16 protein-coding genes and 1 pseudogene are annotated in these 22,790 nt (G+C 62.3%); 14 read left to right on the top strand and 3 right to left on the bottom strand.

Annotation, left to right across the window (positions count from 1 at the left end):
- Window positions 1-32: 32 nt before the first annotated feature.
- The gene (gene ppsR / locus HV744_RS04190; protein WP_175148286.1) at window positions 33-848 is read right to left on the bottom strand and encodes a posphoenolpyruvate synthetase regulatory kinase/phosphorylase PpsR; all 816 of its coding nucleotides are present in this window, start codon (window positions 846-848) and stop codon (window positions 33-35) included.
- A gap of 529 nt (window positions 849-1,377) precedes the next feature.
- Between ppsR and ppsA the strand changes: the two genes are divergently transcribed.
- The 3 genes from ppsA (at window position 1,378) to HV744_RS04205 (ending at window position 5,401) form a co-directional block, all read left to right on the top strand.
- Window positions 1,378-3,783 carry a phosphoenolpyruvate synthase gene (gene ppsA, locus HV744_RS04195; protein WP_175148287.1) on the top strand — a complete coding sequence of 802 codons (2,406 nt, stop codon included), beginning with the start codon at window positions 1,378-1,380 and terminating at the stop codon, window positions 3,781-3,783.
- A 155-nt stretch (window positions 3,784-3,938) separates the two neighbouring features.
- Window positions 3,939-4,394, top strand: coding sequence for an NfeD family protein (locus HV744_RS04200; protein WP_175148288.1), 456 nt, complete (start codon window positions 3,939-3,941; stop codon window positions 4,392-4,394).
- Window positions 4,395-4,468: 74 nt separating this feature from the next.
- Window positions 4,469-5,401 (top strand): SPFH domain-containing protein, encoded by a 933-nt coding sequence (locus HV744_RS04205; protein ID WP_175148289.1) that lies wholly within the window; start codon window positions 4,469-4,471, stop codon window positions 5,399-5,401.
- A gap of 169 nt (window positions 5,402-5,570) precedes the next feature.
- Here HV744_RS04205 and smpB read toward each other — a convergent pair whose 3' ends face one another.
- Window positions 5,571-6,017, bottom strand: a complete 447-nt coding sequence (gene smpB / locus HV744_RS04210) for an SsrA-binding protein SmpB (protein ID WP_012433428.1) — start codon at window positions 6,015-6,017, stop codon at window positions 5,571-5,573.
- A 100-nt stretch (window positions 6,018-6,117) separates the two neighbouring features.
- Between smpB and HV744_RS04215 the strand changes: the two genes are divergently transcribed.
- Both HV744_RS04215 and HV744_RS04220 read left to right on the top strand, forming a co-directional pair.
- Complete coding sequence (locus HV744_RS04215) at window positions 6,118-6,555, top strand: type II toxin-antitoxin system RatA family toxin (protein WP_175148290.1); 438 nt, start codon at window positions 6,118-6,120, stop codon at window positions 6,553-6,555.
- Window positions 6,552-6,884 (top strand): RnfH family protein, encoded by a 333-nt coding sequence (locus tag HV744_RS04220; RefSeq protein WP_175148291.1) that lies wholly within the window; start codon window positions 6,552-6,554, stop codon window positions 6,882-6,884. The genes HV744_RS04215 and HV744_RS04220 overlap by 4 nt, the downstream gene beginning before the upstream one ends.
- 44 nt (window positions 6,885-6,928) lie before the next feature.
- Here the strand turns inward: HV744_RS04220 and HV744_RS04225 are convergent, their stop codons facing one another.
- On the bottom strand, window positions 6,929-7,906 hold the full coding sequence (locus tag HV744_RS04225) for a DMT family transporter (RefSeq protein WP_175148292.1): 978 nt from the start codon (window positions 7,904-7,906) through the stop codon (window positions 6,929-6,931).
- A 388-nt stretch (window positions 7,907-8,294) separates the two neighbouring features.
- Between HV744_RS04225 and guaB the strand changes: the two genes are divergently transcribed.
- The 9 genes and pseudogenes from guaB (at window position 8,295) to HV744_RS04270 (ending at window position 22,749) form a co-directional block, all read left to right on the top strand.
- Entirely contained in the window at window positions 8,295-9,755 is a 1,461-nt protein-coding gene (gene guaB / locus HV744_RS04230) for an IMP dehydrogenase (RefSeq protein ID WP_175148293.1), read from the top strand.
- 6 nt (window positions 9,756-9,761) lie between these two features.
- Window positions 9,762-10,559: a WVD2 family protein gene (locus HV744_RS04235; RefSeq protein ID WP_175148294.1), complete on the top strand. Its 798-nt coding sequence runs from the start codon at window positions 9,762-9,764 to the stop codon at window positions 10,557-10,559.
- Window positions 10,560-10,762: 203 nt separating this feature from the next.
- On the top strand, window positions 10,763-12,346 hold the full coding sequence (gene guaA / locus HV744_RS04240) for a glutamine-hydrolyzing GMP synthase (RefSeq protein WP_175148295.1): 1,584 nt from the start codon (window positions 10,763-10,765) through the stop codon (window positions 12,344-12,346).
- A 128-nt stretch (window positions 12,347-12,474) separates the two neighbouring features.
- Window positions 12,475-13,014: pseudogene (locus tag HV744_RS04245) on the top strand (IS30 family transposase); the annotation flags it as partial.
- Between the two features lie 404 nt (window positions 13,015-13,418).
- Window positions 13,419-15,896 carry a DEAD/DEAH box helicase gene (locus HV744_RS04250; protein ID WP_246278938.1) on the top strand — a complete coding sequence of 826 codons (2,478 nt, stop codon included), beginning with the start codon at window positions 13,419-13,421 and terminating at the stop codon, window positions 15,894-15,896.
- A 140-nt stretch (window positions 15,897-16,036) separates the two neighbouring features.
- Window positions 16,037-17,491, top strand: a complete 1,455-nt coding sequence (locus HV744_RS04255; protein WP_175148483.1) for a DUF3375 domain-containing protein — start codon at window positions 16,037-16,039, stop codon at window positions 17,489-17,491.
- Window positions 17,492-17,493: 2 nt separating this feature from the next.
- Window positions 17,494-18,135, top strand: coding sequence for a DUF4194 domain-containing protein (locus tag HV744_RS04260; RefSeq protein ID WP_175148298.1), 642 nt, complete (start codon window positions 17,494-17,496; stop codon window positions 18,133-18,135).
- Complete coding sequence (locus tag HV744_RS04265) at window positions 18,122-21,505, top strand: ATP-binding protein (RefSeq protein ID WP_175148299.1); 3,384 nt, start codon at window positions 18,122-18,124, stop codon at window positions 21,503-21,505. Before HV744_RS04260 ends, HV744_RS04265 begins: the two co-directional genes overlap by 14 nt.
- Window positions 21,502-22,749: a Wadjet anti-phage system protein JetD domain-containing protein gene (locus tag HV744_RS04270; protein WP_175148300.1), complete on the top strand. Its 1,248-nt coding sequence runs from the start codon at window positions 21,502-21,504 to the stop codon at window positions 22,747-22,749. Before HV744_RS04265 ends, HV744_RS04270 begins: the two co-directional genes overlap by 4 nt.
- Window positions 22,750-22,790 lie beyond the last annotated feature (41 nt).

Genomic DNA, 22,790 nt, shown 5'->3' on the forward strand with positions numbered 1-22,790 from the left:
CCGCCCCGCGTCGACCTCACCCCAAGCTGCGTTCAATAAGCCGGCCGGTCCAGCTTGATCTCCTGCAGGATCGTCGTCGCGATCTCCTCGATCGACTTGTGCGTCGACGACAGCCACTTGACCCCTTCACGCCGCATCATCGTTTCGGCTTCGTTGATCTCGTAGCGGCAATTTTCCGGCGCGGCGTACTTGCTGCCCGGACGGCGCTCATTGCGGATCTCCGACAAGCGCTGCGGATCGATCGACAAACCAAACATCTTCTGCCGATGCGCGAGCAGCGGCGTCGGCAGCTTGCCGCGCTCGAAGTCTTCCGGAATCAGCGGATAATTGGCCGCTTTCACCCCGTACTGCATGGCCAGGTAAAGGCTGGTCGGCGTCTTGCCGCTGCGCGACACGCCGACCAGAATCACGTCGGCGTCGGCCAGATTGCGATTCGATTGACCGTCGTCGTGGGCGAGCGAAAAATTGATCGCCTCGATCCGGTTCTTGTACTCCTCGGTGTCCGCGTTCTGGTGGCCGCGGCCCATTGCGTGGCTCGACTTCAGCTCCAGCTCCTGTTCGAGCGGCTCGACGAAGGTCTGAAACATGTCCAGCACGAGCGCATTCGAGCCCTTGACGATCTGGTTCGACGCGCTGTCCACCAGCGTGGTGAAGACGATCGGACGGCGGCCATCCTGCTGGATCGCTTCGTTGATCTTTTCGAGCGTCGCGTAGGCCTTTTCCGTCGAGTCGACGAAGGGCACGCGAACCAGGCGGAATTTCTGGTCGAACTGGGAGAGGATCGAATGCGCGAAGGTTTCGGCAGTGATCCCGGTACCGTCGGAGACGATGAATACGGTGGGCGGCATCAGTGGAGCTGGGGAACGTGAGCGGCAAAAAGCGCTCGAATCAAACAGCGCTGCGTTGGGCTCGCTGCCCGGTGGCTAACCGGAGGTTGCAGCGGCGTCGATGCAGCGCGCCGTGGGCACCAGAAAACGCGCCCGGACGGCGGCGGGGCCTCGCAAAAGCCCGTCCGCCGGTGCGGGGCGCGGTTCGAGGCGCAATTCTCGTCCGACTGCCACATTTCAGGAGTCGGCACGGTAGAATAGCGGCAACCTGTTGGATAAGCAATTGCAGGCGATTGGCGTCTAACTTACCGCGAACGGTTGGTCAACGCGTCGCTATCGGCCGGTAACTTGCACTGAACATGGTGGATCGACCGGTAAATTCGGCCATTCACCTGTTTCGTCGCGTATCTGGAATAGGCGCCTTACTGGCCCGTTGCAGCGATTGCTTCTCCAACAGGTTGTGCAAGACACGAGCTCACGCTTCCAATGGGCGTCTCGTGTTCAAGCCCACTTGCACAGCCGTGAATTTCTTTCACACTTAGGGGCTTGTATGACTAACGCAGTTACCGTCGCAAAGGACAACGCGTATGTAGTTCCGTTTGAGCAGTTGCGGATGACCGATGTGGAGATTGTCGGCGGCAAGAACGCGTCGCTTGGCGAGATGATCAGTCAGCTCGCAGAAGCCGGCGTGCGCGTGCCGACCGGCTTCGCCACCACGGCGCTGGCTTTCCGTGACTTCCTGCAGCACAACAATCTGACCGAACGCATTGCCAAACGTCTCGAAACGCTCGACGTCGACGACGTGAAGGCGCTCGCCGAAGCGGGCAAGGAAATCCGTCAATGGATCGTCGACGCGCCGCTGCAACCGCAGCTCGAAGCCGACATCCGCGCGGGTTTCGACACGCTGCAGAACAGCTCGCCTGAAGAGCTGTCGTTTGCCGTGCGTTCGTCGGCAACGGCGGAAGACTTGCCGGACGCATCGTTCGCGGGTCAGCAGGAAAGCTACCTCAACGTGGTCGGCATCGACGACGTGCTCGATCGCATGAAGCACGTGTTCGCGTCGCTGTATAACGACCGCGCTATCTCCTATCGCGTCCACAAGGGCTTCACTCACGCTGAAGTCGCGTTGTCGGCGGGCGTGCAGCGCATGGTGCGCTCGGACGTCGGCGCAGCAGGCGTGATGTTCACGCTGGATACCGAATCGGGCTTCAAGGACGCGGTCTTCATCACGTCGAGCTATGGTCTGGGCGAAACCGTCGTGCAAGGCGCGGTGAATCCGGACGAGTTCTACGTCTTCAAGACCACGCTCGCGCAGGGCAAGTACCCGATCATCCGCCGCTCGATCGGCTCGAAGCTGATCAAGATGGAATTCACCAAGGCCGGCGAGCAGGGCCGCGTGAAGACCGTCGACGTCGCGCACGAGCAGCGCAACCGTTTCTCGATCACCGACGAAGACGTGATCGAACTGGCGAAGTACGCGGTCATCATCGAACAGCACTACGAGCGTCCGATGGACATCGAGTGGGGCAAGGACGGCCGCGACGGCAAGATCTTCATTCTGCAGGCGCGTCCGGAAACGGTGAAGAGCCAGGCAGCGGGCAAGGCCGAGCAGCGCTTCAAGCTGAAGGGCCAATCGAACGTGCTGGCCACGGGCCGCGCGATCGGCCAGAAGATCGGCGCGGGTCCGGTGCGCGTGATCCATGATCCGTCGGAAATGGACCGTGTGCAGCCGGGTGACGTGCTGGTCGCCGACATGACCGACCCGAACTGGGAGCCGGTGATGAAGCGCGCGTCGGCGATCGTCACGAACCGTGGCGGCCGGACCTGCCACGCGGCGATCATCGCGCGTGAGCTGGGCGTGCCGGCGGTGGTCGGCTGCGGCGACGCAACCGACGTGCTCAAGGAAGGCGCGCTCGTGACCGTGTCGTGCGCGGAAGGCGACGAAGGCAAGATCTACGACGGCCTGCTCGAAACTGAAATCACCGAAGTGCAGCGCGGCGAACTGCCGCCGATTCCGGTGAAGATCATGATGAACGTCGGCAACCCGCAACTCGCGTTCGACTTCTCGCAACTGCCGAACGGTGGTGTGGGTCTGGCGCGGCTCGAATTCATCATCAACAACAACATCGGCGTTCACCCGAAGGCGATTCTCGAGTACCCGAACATCGATCAGGACCTGAAGAAGGCCGTGGAAAGCGTCGCTCGCGGTCACGCATCGCCGCGCGCATTCTACGTCGACAAGCTGACCGAAGGTATCGCGACGATCGCCGCGGCGTTCTATCCGAAGCCCGTGATCGTGCGTCTGTCGGACTTCAAGTCGAACGAGTACAAGAAGCTGATCGGCGGTTCGCGTTACGAGCCGGACGAAGAAAACCCGATGCTGGGTTTCCGTGGCGCATCGCGCTACATCGCCGAAGACTTCGCCGAAGCGTTCCAGATGGAATGCGTCGCGCTGAAGAAGGTGCGTGAAGAGATGGGCCTCGACAACGTCGAGATCATGGTGCCGTTCGTGCGTACGCTGAAGCAGGCGGAGCGCGTGGTCGGGCTGCTGGAGAAGTTCGGCCTGAAGCGCGGCGAGAAGGGCCTGCGCCTGATCATGATGTGCGAAGTGCCGTCGAACGCGATTCTCGCCGAAGAGTTCCTGCAATTCTTCGACGGTTTCTCGATCGGCTCGAACGACCTGACGCAGCTCACGCTCGGCCTCGACCGCGACTCGGGCATGGAACTGCTGGCCGTCGATTTCGACGAACGCGATCCGGCGGTCAAGTTCATGCTCAAGCGCGCGATCGAAACCTGTCTGCGCCTGAACAAGTACGTTGGCATCTGCGGCCAGGGCCCGTCGGATCATCCGGACTTCGCGCAATGGCTGACGGACGAAGGCATTGCGTCGATCTCGCTGAACCCGGACACGATCGTCGAGACGTGGCAGCAACTGGCGAAGTCGGCGAAGCAGTAAAGCGTGCGGCATGCCGCTTTCCAGGCGGCGTGCATAACGTGAGGTGCGGTATGTCAAATGCGTGTTAAAGCGTGCCGCATCGCCCGTTACACGAACCCGCTTCGTGCTATAAACACCCCGGTAGATCCGGGGTGTTTTGCTTTGTGGAGGTCGACGTGGCGCCAGGTGGATTGTTCTGGTGGATCGGGGCGGGTGTGCTGGTCGTGCTGGAGTTGATCAGCGGCACCTTCTATCTGTTGATGATCGCGTTGGGCTGTGTGGCGGCCGCGTTTGCGCGCATTGCCGGCGCCGGCACTGACGCGCAGTTCGCGGTGGCCGCCGTGGTGGCGCTGGCGGCGGTCGTGGCGCTCAGGCGTTCGCGCTTTGGCCGGCGACCGCGCAAGCAGGCGTCGCGCAATCCGGACGTCAATCTCGACATCGGTCAGACGCTCACCGTGCCGGCTTGGCACGAGCGCCGCGCGCGCGTCAATTACCGTGGCGCGGCATGGGATGTCGAACTGGCCGCGGGCGAGCCCGAAGACGCGCAACTCTACGAAATCAAGGAATTGCGCGGCAGTTGCCTTGTCGTCGTGGCGAGCCGGCAGCCGAAAGCCAACGCCAGCGCAGCCTGAGTGCCGGCGTAGTACGCAGAACTAACACGCACAACCAACGCATAACTATTCGAACCAGGGACCGGAGGGCAGATATGGATTCAACCATCGTCGGGGCGGTGCTTCTGATCGTCGTGATCGTGCTGGCGTCGCAGACCATCAAGATCGTGCCGCAGCAGCACGCATGGGTGCTGGAGCGCCTCGGCCGCTATCACAGCACGCTGACGCCGGGCCTGAGCTTCGCGTTTCCGTTCGTCGACCGGATCGCGTACAAGCACATCCTCAAGGAAATTCCGCTCGAAGTGCCGAGCCAGGTCTGTATCACGCGCGACAACACGCAGTTGCAGGTGGACGGCGTGCTGTACTTTCAGGTCACCGATCCGATGAAGGCGTCGTACGGGTCGAGCAACTTCGTGTTCGCGATCACGCAGTTGTCGCAGACCACGCTGCGTTCGGTCATCGGCAAACTGGAACTCGACAAGACCTTCGAGGAGCGCGATTTCATCAACCACAGCATCGTGTCGTCACTCGACGAAGCGGCGTCGAACTGGGGCGTGAAGGTGCTGCGCTACGAGATCAAGGATCTGACGCCGCCCAAAGAGATCCTGCACGCGATGCAGGCGCAGATCACCGCCGAGCGCGAGAAGCGCGCGCTGATCGCCGCATCGGAAGGGCGCAAGCAGGAGCAGATCAATATCGCATCCGGCGGCCGCGAAGCGGCGATCCAGAAGTCTGAAGGCGAGCGGCAGGCGGCAATCAACCAGGCGCAGGGTCAGGCGTCGGCGATTCTGGCCGTGGCCGAGGCCAACTCGCAGGCGATTCAGAAGATCGCGGCTGCGATCCAGTCGAACGGCGGGATGCAAGCGGTGAACCTGAAGGTGGCCGAACAATACGTGAACGCGTTCAGCAATCTGGCGAAGCAGGGCACCACGCTGATCGTGCCCGGCAACCTCGCGGATATGAGTTCGATGATCGCGTCGGCGCTGACGATCGTGAGTAAAGGCAAGGGCGCGCCCGAGGCACACTGAGCGCACCGCGGCAAGTGCACTGCGGTAAGTCCACCGCCGCAAAAACAGATGGCCCGCAGATAGTGCGGGCCATTTTTCATTGAGCGCTTGCAGCGCGGCGGTGATGGATGAGGCGCGGCACCTGCTTGCGCCGCCCGCCGCCCACCGCGAACGAGGGGCGCGTTCCCGATCAGGTCGGCGAGCGCATCAGACGCGCTTTCTCGCGTTCCCAATCGCGCTTCTTCTCGGTCTCGCGTTTGTCGTGCTGCTTCTTACCCTTGGCCAGACCGATCTCGCATTTGACGCGGCCGCCCTTGTAGTGGAAGTTGAGCGGCACGAGCGTGTAGCCGCGCTGCTCGACCTTGCCGATCAGTTTGCTGATCTCTTCGCTATGCAGCAGCAGCTTGCGCGTGCGGACCGGGTCGGGGTTGATGTGGGTCGAGGCTTCGGGCAGCGGGCTGATGTGCGTGCCGATCAGGAACAGTTCGTTGTTCTTGATCACGACGTAACCTTCCTTGATCTGGCCGCGCCCGGCGCGCAGCGCCTTGACCTCCCATCCTTCGAGCACGAGCCCTGCCTCATAGCGTTCTTCGACCGAGTAGTCGTAGAAGGCTTTTCTGTTGTCGATAATGCTCATGAATGGAAAGTGCCCAACTCGTTTAAAATCACGATTTTAGCAAAGCGGGGCAAGGAAAGCCCGCGGCGCTCGTCCACCCTTGCCACGCGCTGTTCAATTTATGGCAGATGTCCAGAAAACCGTGTTGATCCGCCATTCGGCGGAACAGATGTTCGACCTCGTCACCGATGTCGCTGATTACCCCAACTTCCTGCCGTGGTGCGGGGGCGTCGAAATCCGTCGACAGGACGAAACCGGCATGGAGGCGAAGATCGATATCAACTTCAAGGGCATCAAGCAGCATTTCGCCACGCATAACAGCATGGAGCGGCCCACGCGCATCGATATGGAGTTCGCGGACGGCCCGTTTCGCAAGTTCACCGGCTACTGGCGTTTCACGCCGCTGCGCGCGGATGCCTGCAAGATCGAATTCGCGCTGCACTACGAATTCACCAACATCATTCTGGAAAAGATTATTGGGCCGGTGTTCACTCACATCGCCAATACGTTCGTCGAATCTTTTGTGAAGCGCGCCGATCAGCGCTACGGTAAGGCATGAGCGCGCGCCTGTCGATTGAAGTCTGCTACGCGTCGCCCGACGGGCAGGCGCTGATTGCCGTGGACTTGCCCGAGGGCGCCACGCTGCAACAGGCGCTCGACGCGAGCGGCATCCTGCAGCGCTTTCCGCAGATCGATCTGAACACGCAGAAGGTGGGCGTGTTCGGCAAGCTCAAGCCGCTCGATGCGGTGCTGGCCGATCATGATCGCGTCGAGATTTACCGGCCGCTGCTGGTGGATCCGAAGGTATCGCGTCAACGCCGTGTCGAGAAGAGCCGCAAGGCGGGGTCGATTGAAGGGCGCCGCTGGCAGAATCGGGATTCGCGTTAGGCGGCGCGGGAACCCCGCGTCGGCCCGCCGCGCCGCAGTCCATCTCAAGGCGCCGAGACTTGCGCCTTCTCCTTGATGCGCGCGACCCCCGACGAATCATCGTCCGCATGCTGGCGCACCGACCAGCACACCCCCGCCACCAGCAGCAGGATCGCCGCCAGTTCCAGCGGACGCGGCAGGCGCTGGTCATAAACGAACGCGTAGAGCAGCGCGAACAGCGTCTCGAACACGATCATCTGGCCGGACAGCGTGAGCGGCAGCCGTTTCGACGCGGCATTCCACAGCCCGTTGCCGAGCCACGACGCGCCGATCGCGAGGCCGAGATTCAGCATCCAGAAGGTATGCCAGCGCGCGCCGGCCAGCTCGCCTTGCGGGCCGCCCGACGGCAGCACTGCGATCACCAGCCACAATGCCGCGCCGAGCGCGCCGGTCACCACGCCCCACAGCACCGACCACTCATTGCCGCTGAAATGCGTCTGGCGCTGCAGATAGCGGGCGTTTTCGACCGCGAACCACGTCCAGCAGCCCAGTGCGCCGACCGCGCAGGCGAGCCCGAGCAGTTTGGTGGCGACGCTCACCGGTGTACTCCCGGCCACCGTAAACACGTCGATGTTGATGCAGACGATGCCCGCCATCACCACCGCGAGCGGCCATGCGAGCCGGGCGAGCGGCACCGCGCCGTGATCGCGCCGGCCGAGCAGCGTCACCGTGACCGGCAACACGCCGACGATCAGCGATGCCGGCGCGATGCCGATCAGATGGACGGCCGCCGTCAGCAGCAGGTAATAGATGAGGTTGCCGGCCAGCGCCAGTTTCACCAGCGCGACCAGGTCCTCGCGGGTCAGTCGTTTGACGAGCGGGCGCGCCATCGGCAGCGCGGCGGCCAGCGAGACGATGCCGTACATCGTGTAGCGGCCGGCGCTCAGGAGCAGCGGCGAAAAGTCGGGCAGCACGCGCGGCACCAGAAAAACCATGCCCCATAAGGCCCCGGCCATTACTCCATATGCCACACCGCGCTGCATCGACTGCCCTTGCAAGAAAACTGGAATGGTTCGCAGAATAGCCGTTCGGCGGGCAGCGCGTCTTGTTCGATTCTGCATTCGGGCGGATTTTGTGCGGTTTTGCCCCCCTTGTTCCCGTTTTCGTCCGCGCTACAGGACCGAAGCAGGGGAGCGCGACGCTGCCCGCCGCCGCGCGCCAACCTGAAAGGTGACCGGTCGGCCCGCGCGGTGTCCCATTGCGCCCGAACGCGCAAACGAAACCCGATCGAACCCGACGCGAACAGCCAGGCGAAATCGAAGCGTCCGAAGTCACGAAGAAAATCGCCTGAAATTCGCTAAGCTGCTGTTCGTGCAGTGAAAACCGGGGAGGTATCGCGTATAATTCGCTTTTGCGCCTATAGGATTTGCCATGCGTCTGATCCAAACAGCACTCACGTTCGATGACGTGCTCCTCGTCCCGGCCTTCTCCGATGTTCTGCCGCGCGACACCAGCCTCAAGACCCGGCTGACCCGCAACATCTCCCTGAATATGCCGCTCGTGTCCGCCGCCATGGACACCGTCACCGAAGCACGTCTCGCGATCGCGATGGCGCAAATGGGTGGCGTGGGCATCATCCACAAGAACCTCACGCCGGCCGAGCAGGCGCGTGAAGTCGCCAAGGTCAAGCGTTTCGAGTCGGGCGTCGTGCGCGATCCGATCACCATTCCGCCGCAGATGAAAGTGCGCGACGTGATCGCGCTGTCGCAGCAACATGGCATTTCGGGCTTCCCGGTCGTCGAAGGCGCGCAGCTGATCGGTATCGTCACGAACCGCGACCTGCGCTTCGAAGAGCGTCTGGATGAGCCGGTGCGCACCATCATGACGCCGCGCGAGCGTCTCGTCACCGTCAAGGAAGGCACGCCGCTCGCCGAAGCCAAGGCGCTGATGCACAGCCACCGCCTCGAACGTGTGCTGGTCATCAACGACGCATTCGAACTGCGCGGCCTGATGACCGTCAAGGACATCACCAAGCAAACCGAACACCCGGACGCCTGTAAAGACGAACACGGCAAGCTGCGCGCAGGCGCGGCGGTCGGCGTCGGCGCGGACAACGAAGAGCGCGTGGAGCTGCTGGTGCAGGCGGGCGTCGACGTGATCGTCGTCGATACCGCGCACGGCCACAGCAAGGGCGTGCTCGAACGCGTCAAGTGGGTCAAGCAGAACTTCCCGCACGTCGAAGTGATCGGCGGCAACATCGCCACCGCGGCGGCTGCCAAGGCGCTCGTCGAGTACGGCGCGGACGGCGTGAAGGTCGGTATCGGCCCGGGCTCGATCTGCACGACGCGGATCGTCGCCGGCGTGGGCGTGCCGCAAGTCACCGCGATCTCCAACGTATCCGAAGCGCTGAAGGGCACGGGCGTGCCGGTGATCGCCGACGGCGGCGTGCGCTTCTCGGGCGACGTCAGCAAGGCGCTGGCCGCGGGCGCGAACGCCGTGATGATGGGCAGCATGTTTGCCGGCACCGAAGAATCACCGGGCGACGTGTTCCTGTATCAGGGCCGTCAGTACAAGTCGTACCGCGGCATGGGTTCGGTCGGCGCGATGAAGGACGGCGCGGCGGATCGTTACTTCCAGGACAACTCCGCGAACATCGACAAGCTGGTGCCGGAAGGTATCGAAGGCCGCGTCGCCTACAAGGGCTCGGTCAACGCGATCCTGTTCCAGCTGATCGGCGGCGTGCGCGCGAGCATGGGCTATTGCGGCTGCCGCACGATCGCGGAGATGAACGACACGGCCGAGTTCGTGCAGATCACCGGCGCGGGCCTGCGCGAGTCGCATGTGCATGACGTGCAAATCACCAAGGAAGCGCCCAACTACCACGTGGACTAAACGCCGATGAAGCCACTGCTGCGCGTTGTACTTATCCTCGATGCCTTGTTGTTGCTTGCGTTCGGCCTGCTGTTTCTGCTGACGCCCTGGACTTCGTTGTACAACGCGCTGCAGTTGGTGCAAACCGAGCCGGCTTTGGTCGCGCAGGGGTTTGGCGTGGCGCTGATCGGACTCGCGTGGCTGGCCTTGCACGCGTCGTTCGACGGGGCGCTGACGTCGACGGTCGCCAAGGTCGTCGGTCACGTGAACTGGCTGACCGGCGTGCTGATGCTGGTCTGGCTGCTCGGCCTGCGCACACCTTCGCTCACCGGTTTCGGGCAGATCGTCGCGGTGCTGACGGGTGTGGTGCTGGTGGTGATCGGTCTCGGCGGGGCGCGCTTGTCGGGCGCGGTGCGGCGGCGTGAGAAGGGGATCGTGGTCAAAGCCTCTGCCAGCCGTGCTGAAAAGCGGGCTGCCAAAGAAGCCGGCAAAGAAGCGGACAAGCAGGCTGAGAAAGAGGCCGCGAGGCAACGTGAGCTGGAGCGCGAAGCCGCGCGCGAGCCGCGCCTCACAGCGGGCTTTCCGGTCTATCACGCCGAGCCGGTGGTCGAACCCGTCGTGCCGGTCCCCCGGCCCGTCAATCCCGCTAGTCCGGTTAGCCCTGTGAGTCCTGTTTCAACGACACCGGTTCGTCCGGTGGTCGACGAAGCCAGTCTGACGGAGTCCGAACGCGCTGCCCGGGCAGCGTCCGCGGCCGCGCGCGACGAGGCCCGCAACGCCGCCGCCGACGCGCCCGGCGCGCCCCGGCCGCCGTTTCATGGCTGATGCGCCGCGCGCCACGCCATCCGCCGAAGCTACCGGATTCCGTTCGCGCGCGCCGCAGGCCAGTGGCCGCGGCGCCGGATGCGCCAGTCAGCTTCATCGTTACGTTTCATGCTCGATCGTTCCCACGTGGACCGCTTTGAATTCAACGCCGCGCTCCGTGCGCGGCATTCCGTATCCGTTCACTTTTGACTCCGTCCGCTGCCATGCATGACAAGATCCTGATCCTCGACTTCGGTTCGCAAGTCACCCAACTGATTGCACGTCGCGTTCGCGAAGCCAACGTGTATTCGGAAATTCATCCGTACGACGTCGATGCGTCGTTCATTCGCGACTTCGCGCCGAAGGGCGTGATCCTCTCCGGCGGTCCGAGCTCGGTCACCGAAACGGATACGCCGCGCGTGCCGCAAGCGGTGTTCGAACTCGGCGTGCCCGTGCTCGGCATTTGCTACGGCATGCAGGCGATGGCCGAGCAACTCGGCGGCAAGGTCGATATCGGCCATCTGCGCGAATTCGGCTATGCCGAAGTGCGCGCGCGCAATCACACGAGCCTGCTTGAAGGCATCAGCGATTTCACCACGCCGGAAGGTCACGGCATGCTGAAGGTGTGGATGAGCCACGGCGACAAGGTGCTGGAAATGCCGCCGGGCTTCGCGCTGATGGCGTCGACGGACTCGTGCCCGATCGCGGCGATGGCCGACGAAAAGCGCCATTTCTACGGTCTGCAATGGCATCCGGAAGTCACGCACACCGTGCAGGGTCGCGCGATGCTCGAGCGCTTCGTACTGCAGATTTGCGGCGCGCAGCCCGACTGGGAAATGGGCCACTACATCGACGAAGCAGTCGCGAAGATTCGCGAGCAGGTCGGAAGCGAGCACGTGATCCTGGGGCTGTCGGGGGGTGTGGATTCGTCGGTGGCGGCGGCGCTGCTGCATCGCGCGATCGGCGATCAACTGACCTGCGTGTTCGTCGATCACGGCCTGTTGCGCCTGAACGAAGCCGAGCAGGTGATGGCGCTGTTCGCCGATCACCTCGGCGTGAAGGTGATTCACGTCGACGCGAGCGAAGTGTTCCTGCGCAAGCTGGCCGGCGTGACCGATCCGGAAGCGAAGCGCAAGATCATCGGCGCGGAGTTCGTCGAAGTGTTCCAGACCGAAGCCGGCAAGCTGACCGATGCGAAGTGGCTGGCACAAGGCACGATCTATCCGGACGTGATCGAATCGGCCGGCAAGGGCAAGAAGGCCACGCAGACCATCAAGAGCCACCACAACGTGGGCGGCCTGCCCGAGACGCTGAATCTGAAGCTGCTCGAACCGCTGCGCGAACTGTTCAAGGACGAAGTGCGCGAACTCGGCGTGAAGCTCGGTTTGCCGGCGGCGATGGTGTACCGTCATCCGTTCCCGGGCCCGGGCCTGGGCGTGCGGATTCTCGGCGAAGTGAAGCGCGATTTTGCGGACCTGCTGCGTCGCGCGGACGCGATTTTCATCGAGACGCTGCGCAGCTTCATCGATAAGGAAACCGGCAAGTCCTGGTACGACCTGACGAGCCAGGCGTTCGCGGTGTTCCTGCCGGTCAAGAGCGTCGGCGTGATGGGCGACGGCCGGACATATGAGTACGTCGTCGCGCTGCGTGCGGTGCAGACGCTGGACTTCATGACCGCACACTGGGCGCACCTGCCGCACGAGTTGCTGGGGCATGTGTCGAACCGGATCATCAATGAAGTGCGCGGGATCAACCGGGTTGTGTATGACATCTCGGGCAAGCCGCCGGCGACCATCGAGTGGGAGTAGACGGTAAAAAATTTCGAATAAAATCAATGGCTTGAAAACACGCGAGAAATTTCTACTTGATATGGCGTGACTTTCAAGTGGCGCGATCCAATTTGAAGTGCAACACCTTGCTCGTGTAAGGTGTGCCGATGCAAAAAAGAACTTACCGACAACTGCAGCCTGAAGAACGCATGACGATTGCAAGCATGAAGCAGCAGGGTTCGAGCGTTCAGGCCATCGCTCGAATACTCGGGCGCGCGGCGTCAACCGTGAGCCGCGAGCCGCGAGCTGGCCAGAAACACGTGTTCTGCCGTGTTGGCTATGCGTCTGCACCAGCGCAGGCGCTCAGCACGAGCCGACGCGAGGCGGCACGCCCGTGTCCCAAGCTGCACCCTCAAAGCGTGTCGTGGCGCGTGGTACTCACCCTGCTGGAATGGAAGTGGTCGTCCCAGCAGATCTCAGGTACCCTCAAGCGCATGTGGCCCAACGATCCGACCCAGCACGTCTCGCACGAGACCATCTATACCGCCATCTATGCCCAGCCATGCGGTGAGCTGCGCCGCCCGCTTATCGCCTGTCTGCGGCACGGCCACAGCACGCGTATGTCACGCAAGCGGGGCACTGACCGGCGCGGCCAGATCCCCGACATGGTGAGCATCCATGTGCGCCCGCCTGAGGTCGACGATCGCAAGATCAGTCAAGTTTCCGCCTGCGGCAGGAACCGAATCGGATGCGGCCCTAAGTGGTTACAGCCTTCAGGCGATCCTGTTTTGCACGCGAGCAACCCGAGCTCGGCGGCTGTGGGGAAAGTTGCCGCGAGTCAAAGTTTGAGGATCAGGCGGTTGTTGGCTAGCGTCTCGAGGAGCGACTCCGCTGCGCGCCTGTGGCCAAACTTGCGCATTTGCACCTACGCAGTGTGGTGACGGCAGAGTGAACTTGCGGGCCAGCACGCTGGATGAAACTGATTGTCCGCGTCAAAGTCGATGCGTGAAAGCTGACGGACAAGGTCTTCGAAGAACTGCACACTAAGATAACTCCGAGGCTGATGAATCGACAAGACAGGTGTCTATCAACCTATGAACGCCCGGAAGTTATGAAAAGCAAGCGCATTGTCGCCAAGCCGGCTAAAGCCCCGAAGCTTTCCCGTACTCACGCCCCGGATCACATGCCCCCCGCTGACTGGCAGCGCGCCTTGCGCCGCCAGTTCGGGCGCGAGCAGCTTTTCAGCCTGGAGAATCTCGGAACGGAGCCGTTTTTCTCGGAGTTTCGTATCGGTAATCCGGAGTCGAAATCCAGTTATCGTGTGGCAATCCGCGGGACACGGCCGGGCGACAACTTCTGTGCCTGTCCTGACTATGCGACCAACGAATTGGGTACCTGCAAGCATATCGAATTCACACTGTCCAGACTGGTAAGAAAACGCGGTGCCAAGGCGGCGTTTGCCCGCGGCTACGAGCCGGCGTTCTCGGAACTGTATCTGCGCAACGATGGTGGGCGAACGATCCATTTTCGCGCCGGCACAGATTGTCCACCGAGGGTGGCGAAGGCCGCCGCGACGTTGTTCGACGTGTCTGATGGGTGGCGGTTACCGGAGGCTCGTTTCGACGATCTGGGTCGTTTTCTCGCCGACGCGGCGAAGACAGGTCACGAATTGCGCGCCTACGACGACGCGCTCGATTTCGTCGCAGGCCGCAGCGACGCGTCGCGTCGCGCCACGGCGCTGACCGCCGTGTTCCCGCGTGGGGCGGCCGACTCGCTGCTGAAGAGGTTGCTCAAGGTGCCGCTTTACCCCTATCAGGCCGAAGGCGCGTTGTTTGCCGTGCGCGCCGGGCGTGTCCTGATCTGCGACGAAATGGGCCTGGGCAAGACTGTTCAGGCAATTGCGGCAGCGGAGATTCTGGCGCGACATTTCGGTGTGTCGAGGGTACTCGTGGTTTGCCCGACTTCGCTCAAGTATCAGTGGCAGAGCGAGATTCTTCGCTTTTCCGGCCGGGCGTCGCGTGTAGTCGCAGGAAGTCTCGTCGAGAGGCAGAACGAATACGCCGAGGAAGACTTTTGCAAGATCACCAACTACGAGAAGCTGAAATCCGACCTTGACATGATCTCTGCGTGGGCACCGGAGCTTGTGATCGTGGACGAAGCACAGCGCATCAAGAACTGGAACACCATCGCGGCGAAAGCACTCAAGGGCATCGACAGTCCCTATGTCGTGGTGCTGACGGGCACGCCACTGGAAAACAAGGTGGAAGAACTCATTTCCATTGTCCAGTTCGTCGATCAGCATCGCCTCGGACCTACCTGGAAGCTGCTGCATGAGCATCAGGTCAAGGACGAAGCCGGACGTGTGACCGGTTACACCAGACTTGAGAAGATCAACCAGACCCTGGCGCCGATCATGATCCGCCGGCGCAAGTCTGAGGTGTTGCGTCAGTTGCCGAACCGTACCGACCAGAATCTGCTGGTGCCGATGACCGAGATGCAGATGGCCCGTCATGCGGAGAATGCGGACATCGTGGCCAAAATTGTCCAGCGCTGGCGCAAAACGAAGTTTCTGTCGGAGCAGGACCAGCGACGACTCACCTGCGCCTTGCAAAACATGCGCATGTCCTGCAACAGCACCTATCTTCTGGATCAGGAAACCGACCACGGCGTAAAGGCTGACGAGTTGGCGACGCTGTTCGAATCTCTCTTCGCCCAGCCGGAAGCGAAAGCGGTGGTGTTCAGCCAATGGACGCGCACTCATGAGATCGTCATTCGCCGACTGAAGAAACTCGGCATCGGTTATGTCAGCTTCCACGGCGGCGTGCCATCAGAGAGGCGGCCTGCCTTGGTGGAGCGTTTCCGGGACGATCCAGACTGCCGCGTTTTCCTGTCGACGGACGCGGGCAGCACGGGGCTCAACCTGCAACACGCTTCGACGCTCGTCAACATGGATCTGCCGTGGAACCCGGCGGTGCTCGAACAGCGCATTGCGCGTATACACCGCATGGGGCAGCGCAAGCCTGTACGAATCATCAACTACGTTGCCAAGGGAACGATCGAGGAGGGCATGCTGTCGGTGCTGGCTTTCAAGCGCTCCCTGTCAGCGGGTATCCTCGACGGCGGCACAGGCGAAATTTCGCTCGGTGGCTCACGTCTGAACCGCTTCATGAAGGATGTGGTAAACGTCACGGGCCGCATGGGCGAGGGCGAGGCAATGGCCGTGGCGGAAGAGGCCGTCAATGCCGCCGCGGCATCCGGCGAATTGCAGGAAGACGCGACAACTGCGAAAGCACACGTCCTCGATGCCTGGACCCGACCCAAAGCCATCGCCGCCGAAACAGCGCCACAAGACGTGCGCCCTGATTCCTGGTCGGGGCTGTTGCAGTTCGGCGTGGAACTGGCATCCGCACTGAGCGCGTCGAACGATGGGGATGCCGCCCATCCATGGGTTGAACGCGACCCTGCCACCGGCGTACGCAGCCTTAAGTTGCCCCTGCCGCCGCCGGATACGGCAAGGCGGCTTGCAGATGCCCTGTCGGAAATTTCACACGCTTTGCTGCGCAAGGGTGTCAAAGACGGAAGCCGCTAAGGATGTGAGACGACAGGTTTCCTCTCGCGCCAGGCATGCAGAAGTGGGCGTGCAATGGGCGTATCGTTACAATTGCCAGGTTAACATGAACGCGCGGCCGGATCATGCCAAATGATACGATCCGGCCTGAGACCAGAGCCTTGCCCCTCGACTACTCAACCCTCGACACCCTCCGCACGCACCATCCAGCGTGGCGGCTCTTACGTTCCGACCACGCCCCGCTGGTGGCGAGCTTCCTGCATCGCGTTTTCGTGGTTCCGAACGTGCGCGTGATGTCCGCCGCTGACCTCTCCGAAGTGCTCGAAGACGAACTTTACGCACTGCGAGATCGCCTGGGCACCGACGCCTATCCAAAACGCGCGCTCGACTACCTCAACGACTGGGCAAGCCCGGAAAAAGGCTGGCTGCGCAAGTTCTACCGCCAGGGCTCGGACGAAGCCCACTTCGACCTTACGCCGGCGACGGAAAAAGCGATCGTATGGCTGGACGCGCTAACGGAACGCAGCTTCGTCGGCACGGAATCACGCCTGTTGACGTTGTTCGAGTTGTTGCGGCAGATGAGCGAAGGCAGCGAATCCGATCCGCAAAAGCGCATGGCCGAATTACATAGGCGTCGAGACGAGATCGATGCCGAGATCGCGCGGGTGAATTCCGGGGACCTTCCACTGTTGGACGACACGGCCCTCAAAGATCGCTTCCAGCAATTCATGCTGCTGGCGCGCGACCTGCTGACCGACTTTCGCGAGGTGGAGCAGAACTTCCGCATGCTCGACCGTCGCGTGCGCGAGCGCATTGCGCTATGGGAGGGTTCGAAGGGCGCGCTACTGGAGGAGATCATGGGCGAGCGCGACGCGATCGGTGACTCGGACCAGGGCAAAAGCTTCCGCGCATTCTGGGATTTCCTGATGTCCAGCACTCGCCAGGAAGAGCTTACCGAACGGCTCGCGCGAGTGCTCGCATTGCCCGTGGTGGCCAACCTGAAGCCCGACGCCCGGACCGCTCGCGTGCATTACGACTGGCTGGAAGCGGGCGAAAACACGCAGCGCACGGTCGCGCAGTTGTCGCAGCAACTGCGCCGGTTCCTCGATGACCAGGCGTGGCTGGAAAACCGCCGCATCATGGACATTCTGCGCGGCATCGAGGCCAGGGCGCTGGCTGTACGCGACACGCCACCGGTCGGCGAGATAATGAATCTTGCCGAGTCGTCATCCGACGTCGAGCTTCCGATGGAACGTCCGCTGCACACGCCCGTACAGAAGCCGGTTATCACGGATGTTGTGCTGGAAACGGGCGACGTCAATCTGGACGCTGCGGCGCTGTATTCGCAAGTGGTGGTTGACCGTGCGCAGCTCGCGGGTCATATCCGCCAGGCCTTGCAGGATCGGTCGCAAGTGACGCTGCGCGAGCTGATCGAATCGTACCCGCTGCAGCACGGTCTTGCGGAACTGGTCGCGTATCTGCAACTGGGCAGTGACGCGTTCAAGACGGTCGTGGACGAAGACACGCACGAAGTCATCGTGTGGCAAACAACCCGTCGCGACGAGGCGCCGAAGGCACGACGCGCCCGGCTGCCACGTGTGATCTTTGTGAGGTGAAGATGGAAGACGAACGACAAGAGGTGGCGGGGAACGCCAATCTGTCGACACTGGCGATCACGCTGCTCAAAGGCGTGATCTATCGTGAGGGTGATGAACGTCTGTGGGGCGCGTTGCTCGACCTGCAGGCGCGCGTGCGGGACTACGTGTCGGTACTGGGCCTGGAACTGGTGCTGGACGAGGCCGAAGGCTACGCGTTCCTGCGCAGCCGCCCCGAGCAGGCTGAAGATGACGCAGGGCCAAAGCCGCCGCGTTTGATTGCACGCCGGCCGATCTCTTTTCCGGTCAGCCTGCTGCTGGCGTTGCTGCGCAAGAAGCTTGCCGAATTCGATGCCGGCGGCGGCGATACGCGCCTGGTGCTGTCGCGCGACGACATCGTCGAGCTCGTCAGGGTCTTCCTTCCGGACAGCAGCAATGAAGCGAAGCTGATCGATCAGATCGAAACGCACATCAACAAGATCGTTGAGCTGGGCTTCCTGCGCCGGTTGAAGGTTGCGAGCGGCTCGGCCAGTTTCGAAGTGCGGCGCATCCTGAAGGCCTTCGTCGACGCGCAATGGCTGTCGGACTTCGACACCCGCCTCGCCGCGTACCAGGCGCAACTGACGGGCACGACGGCAGGGCCGGGAGGTGATGTCGATGAATGAGCCGAACGAGGCGATTCCACAACTGCTGGAGCTGGATTTTCTCGCTGACGACACACTCTCAGGCTTTCGCCTGACCCGCCTGGAAGTTTTCAACTGGGGTACATTCGACGGGCGCGTATGGACGCTGCAGTTGGACGGCAAGAATGGTCTGCTGACGGGCGACATCGGTTCAGGCAAGTCGACGCTGGTCGACGCGATTACGACGCTAATGGTTCCCTCGCAGCGTATCGCCTACAACAAGGCGGCAGGAGCGGACAGCAAGGAACGGACGCTGCGCTCGTACGTACTCGGGCATTACAAGTCAGAGCGCAACGAGGTGACCGGTACAGCCAGGCCCGTTTCCTTGCGGGACCGCAACAGCTACTCGGTGATCCTCGGCGTGTTCCACAACGCTGGGTATGACCAGACAATCTCGCTGGCGCAGGTCTTCTGGATGAAAGAGGCACAGAGCCAACCCGAGCGCTTTTACGTGGGTGCCGAGCGGAATTTGTCGATAGCGACGGACTTTGTCCACTTCGGCTCCGATATCGCGCAATTGCGCAAAAAGCTGCGCGGCCTGGGTGCGCAAATCGAAGACACCTTTCCGAAATATGGCGCGTGGTTTCGCCGGCGCTTCGGCATCGACAATGAGCAGGCGCTCGAGCTGTTTCATCAGACGGTGTCGATGAAGTCGGTCGGTAACCTGACCGACTTCGTGCGTAGCCACATGCTCGAGCCGTTCGATGTCGCGCCTCGGATTGCCGCGCTGATCTCACACTTCGACGATCTGAATCGCGCGCACGAAGCCGTGCTCAAGACGAAGCGCCAGGTGGAACTGCTCAGGCCCCTGGTGGTGGACTGCGACCAGCACGGCGCGCTGGCGGTGGAACTCGAGGCTTCGCGCGTGTGCCGTGATGCGCTGAAGCCGTACTTCGCCGAATTGAAGCTGGGCCTGCTGGATCGGCGGTTGCAGTTGCTCGCGGAGGATCATGCACGCCTTTCCGCGCAGAGGGAGCGGCGCATCGAGCAGTGCGACCAGGATCGAACGCAGGCCGATCGCCTGAAGCGTGCGATTGCCGAGCAGGGCGGTGACCGGCTGGAGCAGCTTGCTGTCGCTATTCGCGACGAGGAACGCGAGCGCAATCGACGCCAGCAGCGCGCCGAACGTCACGCGCAATTGCTTGCTGCGATCGGTGAGACCGCTGTTGCCGACGAGCCTGGTTTCATCGCGCAGCGGCAGCAGGTGACCGATCTGCGCGAGGGCGTGAGTCAGCGGGAAGCCGATCTGCAGAACCAGATCACCGAGTGGGGCGTGTCGCTGCGCCAGGGCAAGCGCGAACATGACGTGCTTGGCGAGGAAGTCGCGAGCCTGAAGGCGCGACGCAGCAATATTCCCAAGGAGCAGGTCGCCATGCGTGCGGCGTTGTGCGCGTCACTCGGTCTCGACGAAGACAGCATGCCGTTCGCCGGCGAACTGATCCAGGTGCGTGAAGAGGCGCGCGAATGGGAAGGCGCGATCGAGCGGGTGTTGCATAACTTTGGCCTCTCGCTTCTCGTGCCCGATGCGCACTATTCCGATGTCGCCGCCTGGGTGGATCGCACGCATCTCGCGGGGCGGCTCGTCTATTTCCGCGTGCGAGCCACGCGCGACCAGGATGTCGCCGATCTGCATCGCGATTCGCTGGTGCGTAACGTCGCCATCAAACCGGATTCGCCGTTTTACGGCTGGCTTGAGCGGGCGCTGACACAGCGCTTCGATTACGCGTGCTGCGCGACGCAGGAGCAGTTTCGTCGCGAGTCCCGTGCGCTGACTCGCACAGGTCAGGTCAAGGCGCCCGGCGAACGCCACGAGAAAGACGACCGCCATCGTCTCGAAGACCGCAGCCGCTACGTCCTCGGCTGGAGCAACGCCGCCAAGATCGCCGCGCTGGAAGGGCAACTGCGTGCGCTCGAGATGCGTCATGGCGGCATCGCTAGCCAGATCGCCAAAGCGCAGGGCGATCAGACGACGCTGCGGCGGCAGTTGGAGGTGTTGGCGGCGCTCAATGAGTTCAACGATTTCCGTGAACTGGATTGGCAGAGCTGCTCGGCCACGATCGCTCGCCTGCAGGATGAGAAAGCGCGTCTTGAGGCGGCCAGCAATGCGTTGCTGGAACTGGCCGCGCAGCTCGAATCGGTGCAGGCGGCGCTGAAGGAGAGCGAGAAGGCATTGTCGGACGTCAACCGGGAGTTAGGCGGGATCGACGCCAGACGCGAAGCGGCCGAAGCATTGCGGGAGCAAACCGCGGCATGGCTGGCCGGGATCGCCCCCGATACCCGCGAGCGGCTGGACGTGCTGCGCGCGCAGATTCTGGGCGAGCATCAGCTTTCGGTCGAGTCATGCGAGAACCGCGAACGCGAACTGCGTGACGCGTTGCAGGCACATATGGACGCTGAGGCCAAGCGCCTGGATCGCCTCACGGAGCGCATCATCAGGAGCATGTCCACGTTCAGGGACACATACAAGCTCGATACGGCCGACTTCGACGCCAGCCTCGAAGCCACGTTCGAGTATCGCGAGCTGCTGGCTCGCCTGAATACCGACGATCTTCCGCGCTTCGAGGCTCGCTTCAAGGAGCTATTGAACATCAACACGATCAATGAGATTGCCAACTTCAACGGGCAACTGGCGCGGGAACGCGAAACGATCAAGGAGCGGATCACCCGCATCAATGAATCGCTGGCTCAAATCGACTACGACCCAGGTCGTTATATCGTGCTGGAGTCTCAGGTGAGCCCCGACGCAGACATCCGCGATTTCCAGGCGGAGCTGCGAGCCTGCACGGAGGGTACGCTGACCGGTTCGGACGACACGCAGTATTCTGAAGCCAAATTTCTGCAGGTCAAGGCGATTATCGACCGGTTTCGCGGCCGCGAAGGCCTGTCGGATCAGGACCGCCGATGGACTGCGAAGGTCACCGACGTGCGCAACTGGTTCCTGTTTGCCGCAAGCGAGCGCTGGCGCGAAGATGATACGGAATACGAGCACTATTCGGATTCGGGCGGTAAGTCGGGCGGGCAGAAGGAAAAGCTGGCCTACACGATTCTCGCGGCCAGCCTCGCATATCAATTTGGTCTGGAATGGGGCGCGGTACGGTCACGCTCGTTCCGCTTCGTGGTCATCGACGAAGCGTTCGGACGCGGCTCGGACGAGTCCGCGCAATACGGCCTCAAGTTGTTCAGGCAGCTCAATCTGCAACTGCTGATCGTTACGCCGCTGCAGAAGATCCATATCATCGAGCCGTTCGTTTCCAGCGTCGGCTTCGTGCACAATGATGAGGGGCGTGCTTCGAAGCTGCGCAATCTGACGATCGAGGAGCATCTCGCGCGCAAGGCGGAGGGCGCGACGTGAGCTGGACAACCGCCAGTGACCTGAAAGCGCAGGTGCGCCGCTTGTGGGAGCGAGGTGAGCTGTTGCGCAGCATGGTTAGCGACGACGCCAACGCGGCGCCGAATACCGTGCTTACCGCTCGCGACGAAGTGAAGGTCGGCCTGCGCTCCGGCTGTGCGTTCCCGCTGCGACTCGTCCTGAAGGGACCGGCTTCGGCCGAACTCACCGAACGTTTCCAGGCTGTGCGTGAATGGATTGCTGAGCTTGTCACTGTCGCGCGGATCCGAATCGAATGGCGCGAGTTCAATCATCGTGTCCTTGGTGTTCAGCGAGTGCCGCAGGCAGTCTGGATTGACGATCTGGACAGTGCGCTGGCGATGATCGGTAAGCGCGGCGACGCGGCACATTTCGGTCGCTTGCTCGCCCTCGTGGGCTCGCGGCAGCCGGCGCTGCTGGTATGGTTTCGCCGGCGTCCGCTGCAGGCGCTTGAGCTGGCTGACGAATGTGAACGTTTACTGGCAGTGGTCGGCTGGATCGTACGGCATCCACGTCCCGGCATTTACCTGAGACAAGTGGACATTGCCGGTGTGCACAGCAAGTTCATCGAAAACTGGCGCGGTGTGCTGTCAGAATGGCTCGATCTTGTACTTCCCCAGGAGGCCGTCGCGGTAGAAAGAAACGGCGGTGCGCACTTCGCGGCCCGCTACGGCTTCCTCGACAAGCCTGCCCGTATCCGTTTTCGCGTGCTCGACGCGCAGTTGCCCATGCTGCCCGGTCCTGCGCTTCCCGATATCGCAGTCGATGCAGACAGCTTTGCCGTGCTGGCCGTGCCGATCCGCCGGGTTTTCATCACTGAGAACGAGACGAACTTCCTCGCATTCCCGCCTCTAGCCGATACAATCGTTGTCTTCGGTGCAGGCTATGGATGGGACGCGCTGTCAAAAGCGGCATGGCTTTCCCGCTGCAGCATCCACTACTGGGGAGATATCGACACTCATGGCTTCGCCATCCTGGACCAGTTGCGCAGCCGCTTTGACCACGTCAAGTCTTTCCTGATGGACCGGGTGACGCTGATCGCCCACGAAGCTCAATGGGGCGAGGAGCATGATCAGGTGCTCCGCGACTTGCCGCGGCTCGACGATGCGGAGCAAGCGCTGTTCAACGACCTGCGCGATAACCGGATTCGTAAAAATTTGCGGCTCGAGCAAGAGCGTATTGGCTTCCAGTGGGTTGAAACCGCGCTCGCCACGCTTGCAAGACAGTGAAATAGCCTCTCTGCTGCGCAGCGACGTGCGGCAGATGCGAT

Source organism: Paraburkholderia ultramafica (genome assembly GCF_902859915.1).
GTDB lineage: Bacteria > Pseudomonadota > Gammaproteobacteria > Burkholderiales > Burkholderiaceae > Paraburkholderia > Paraburkholderia ultramafica.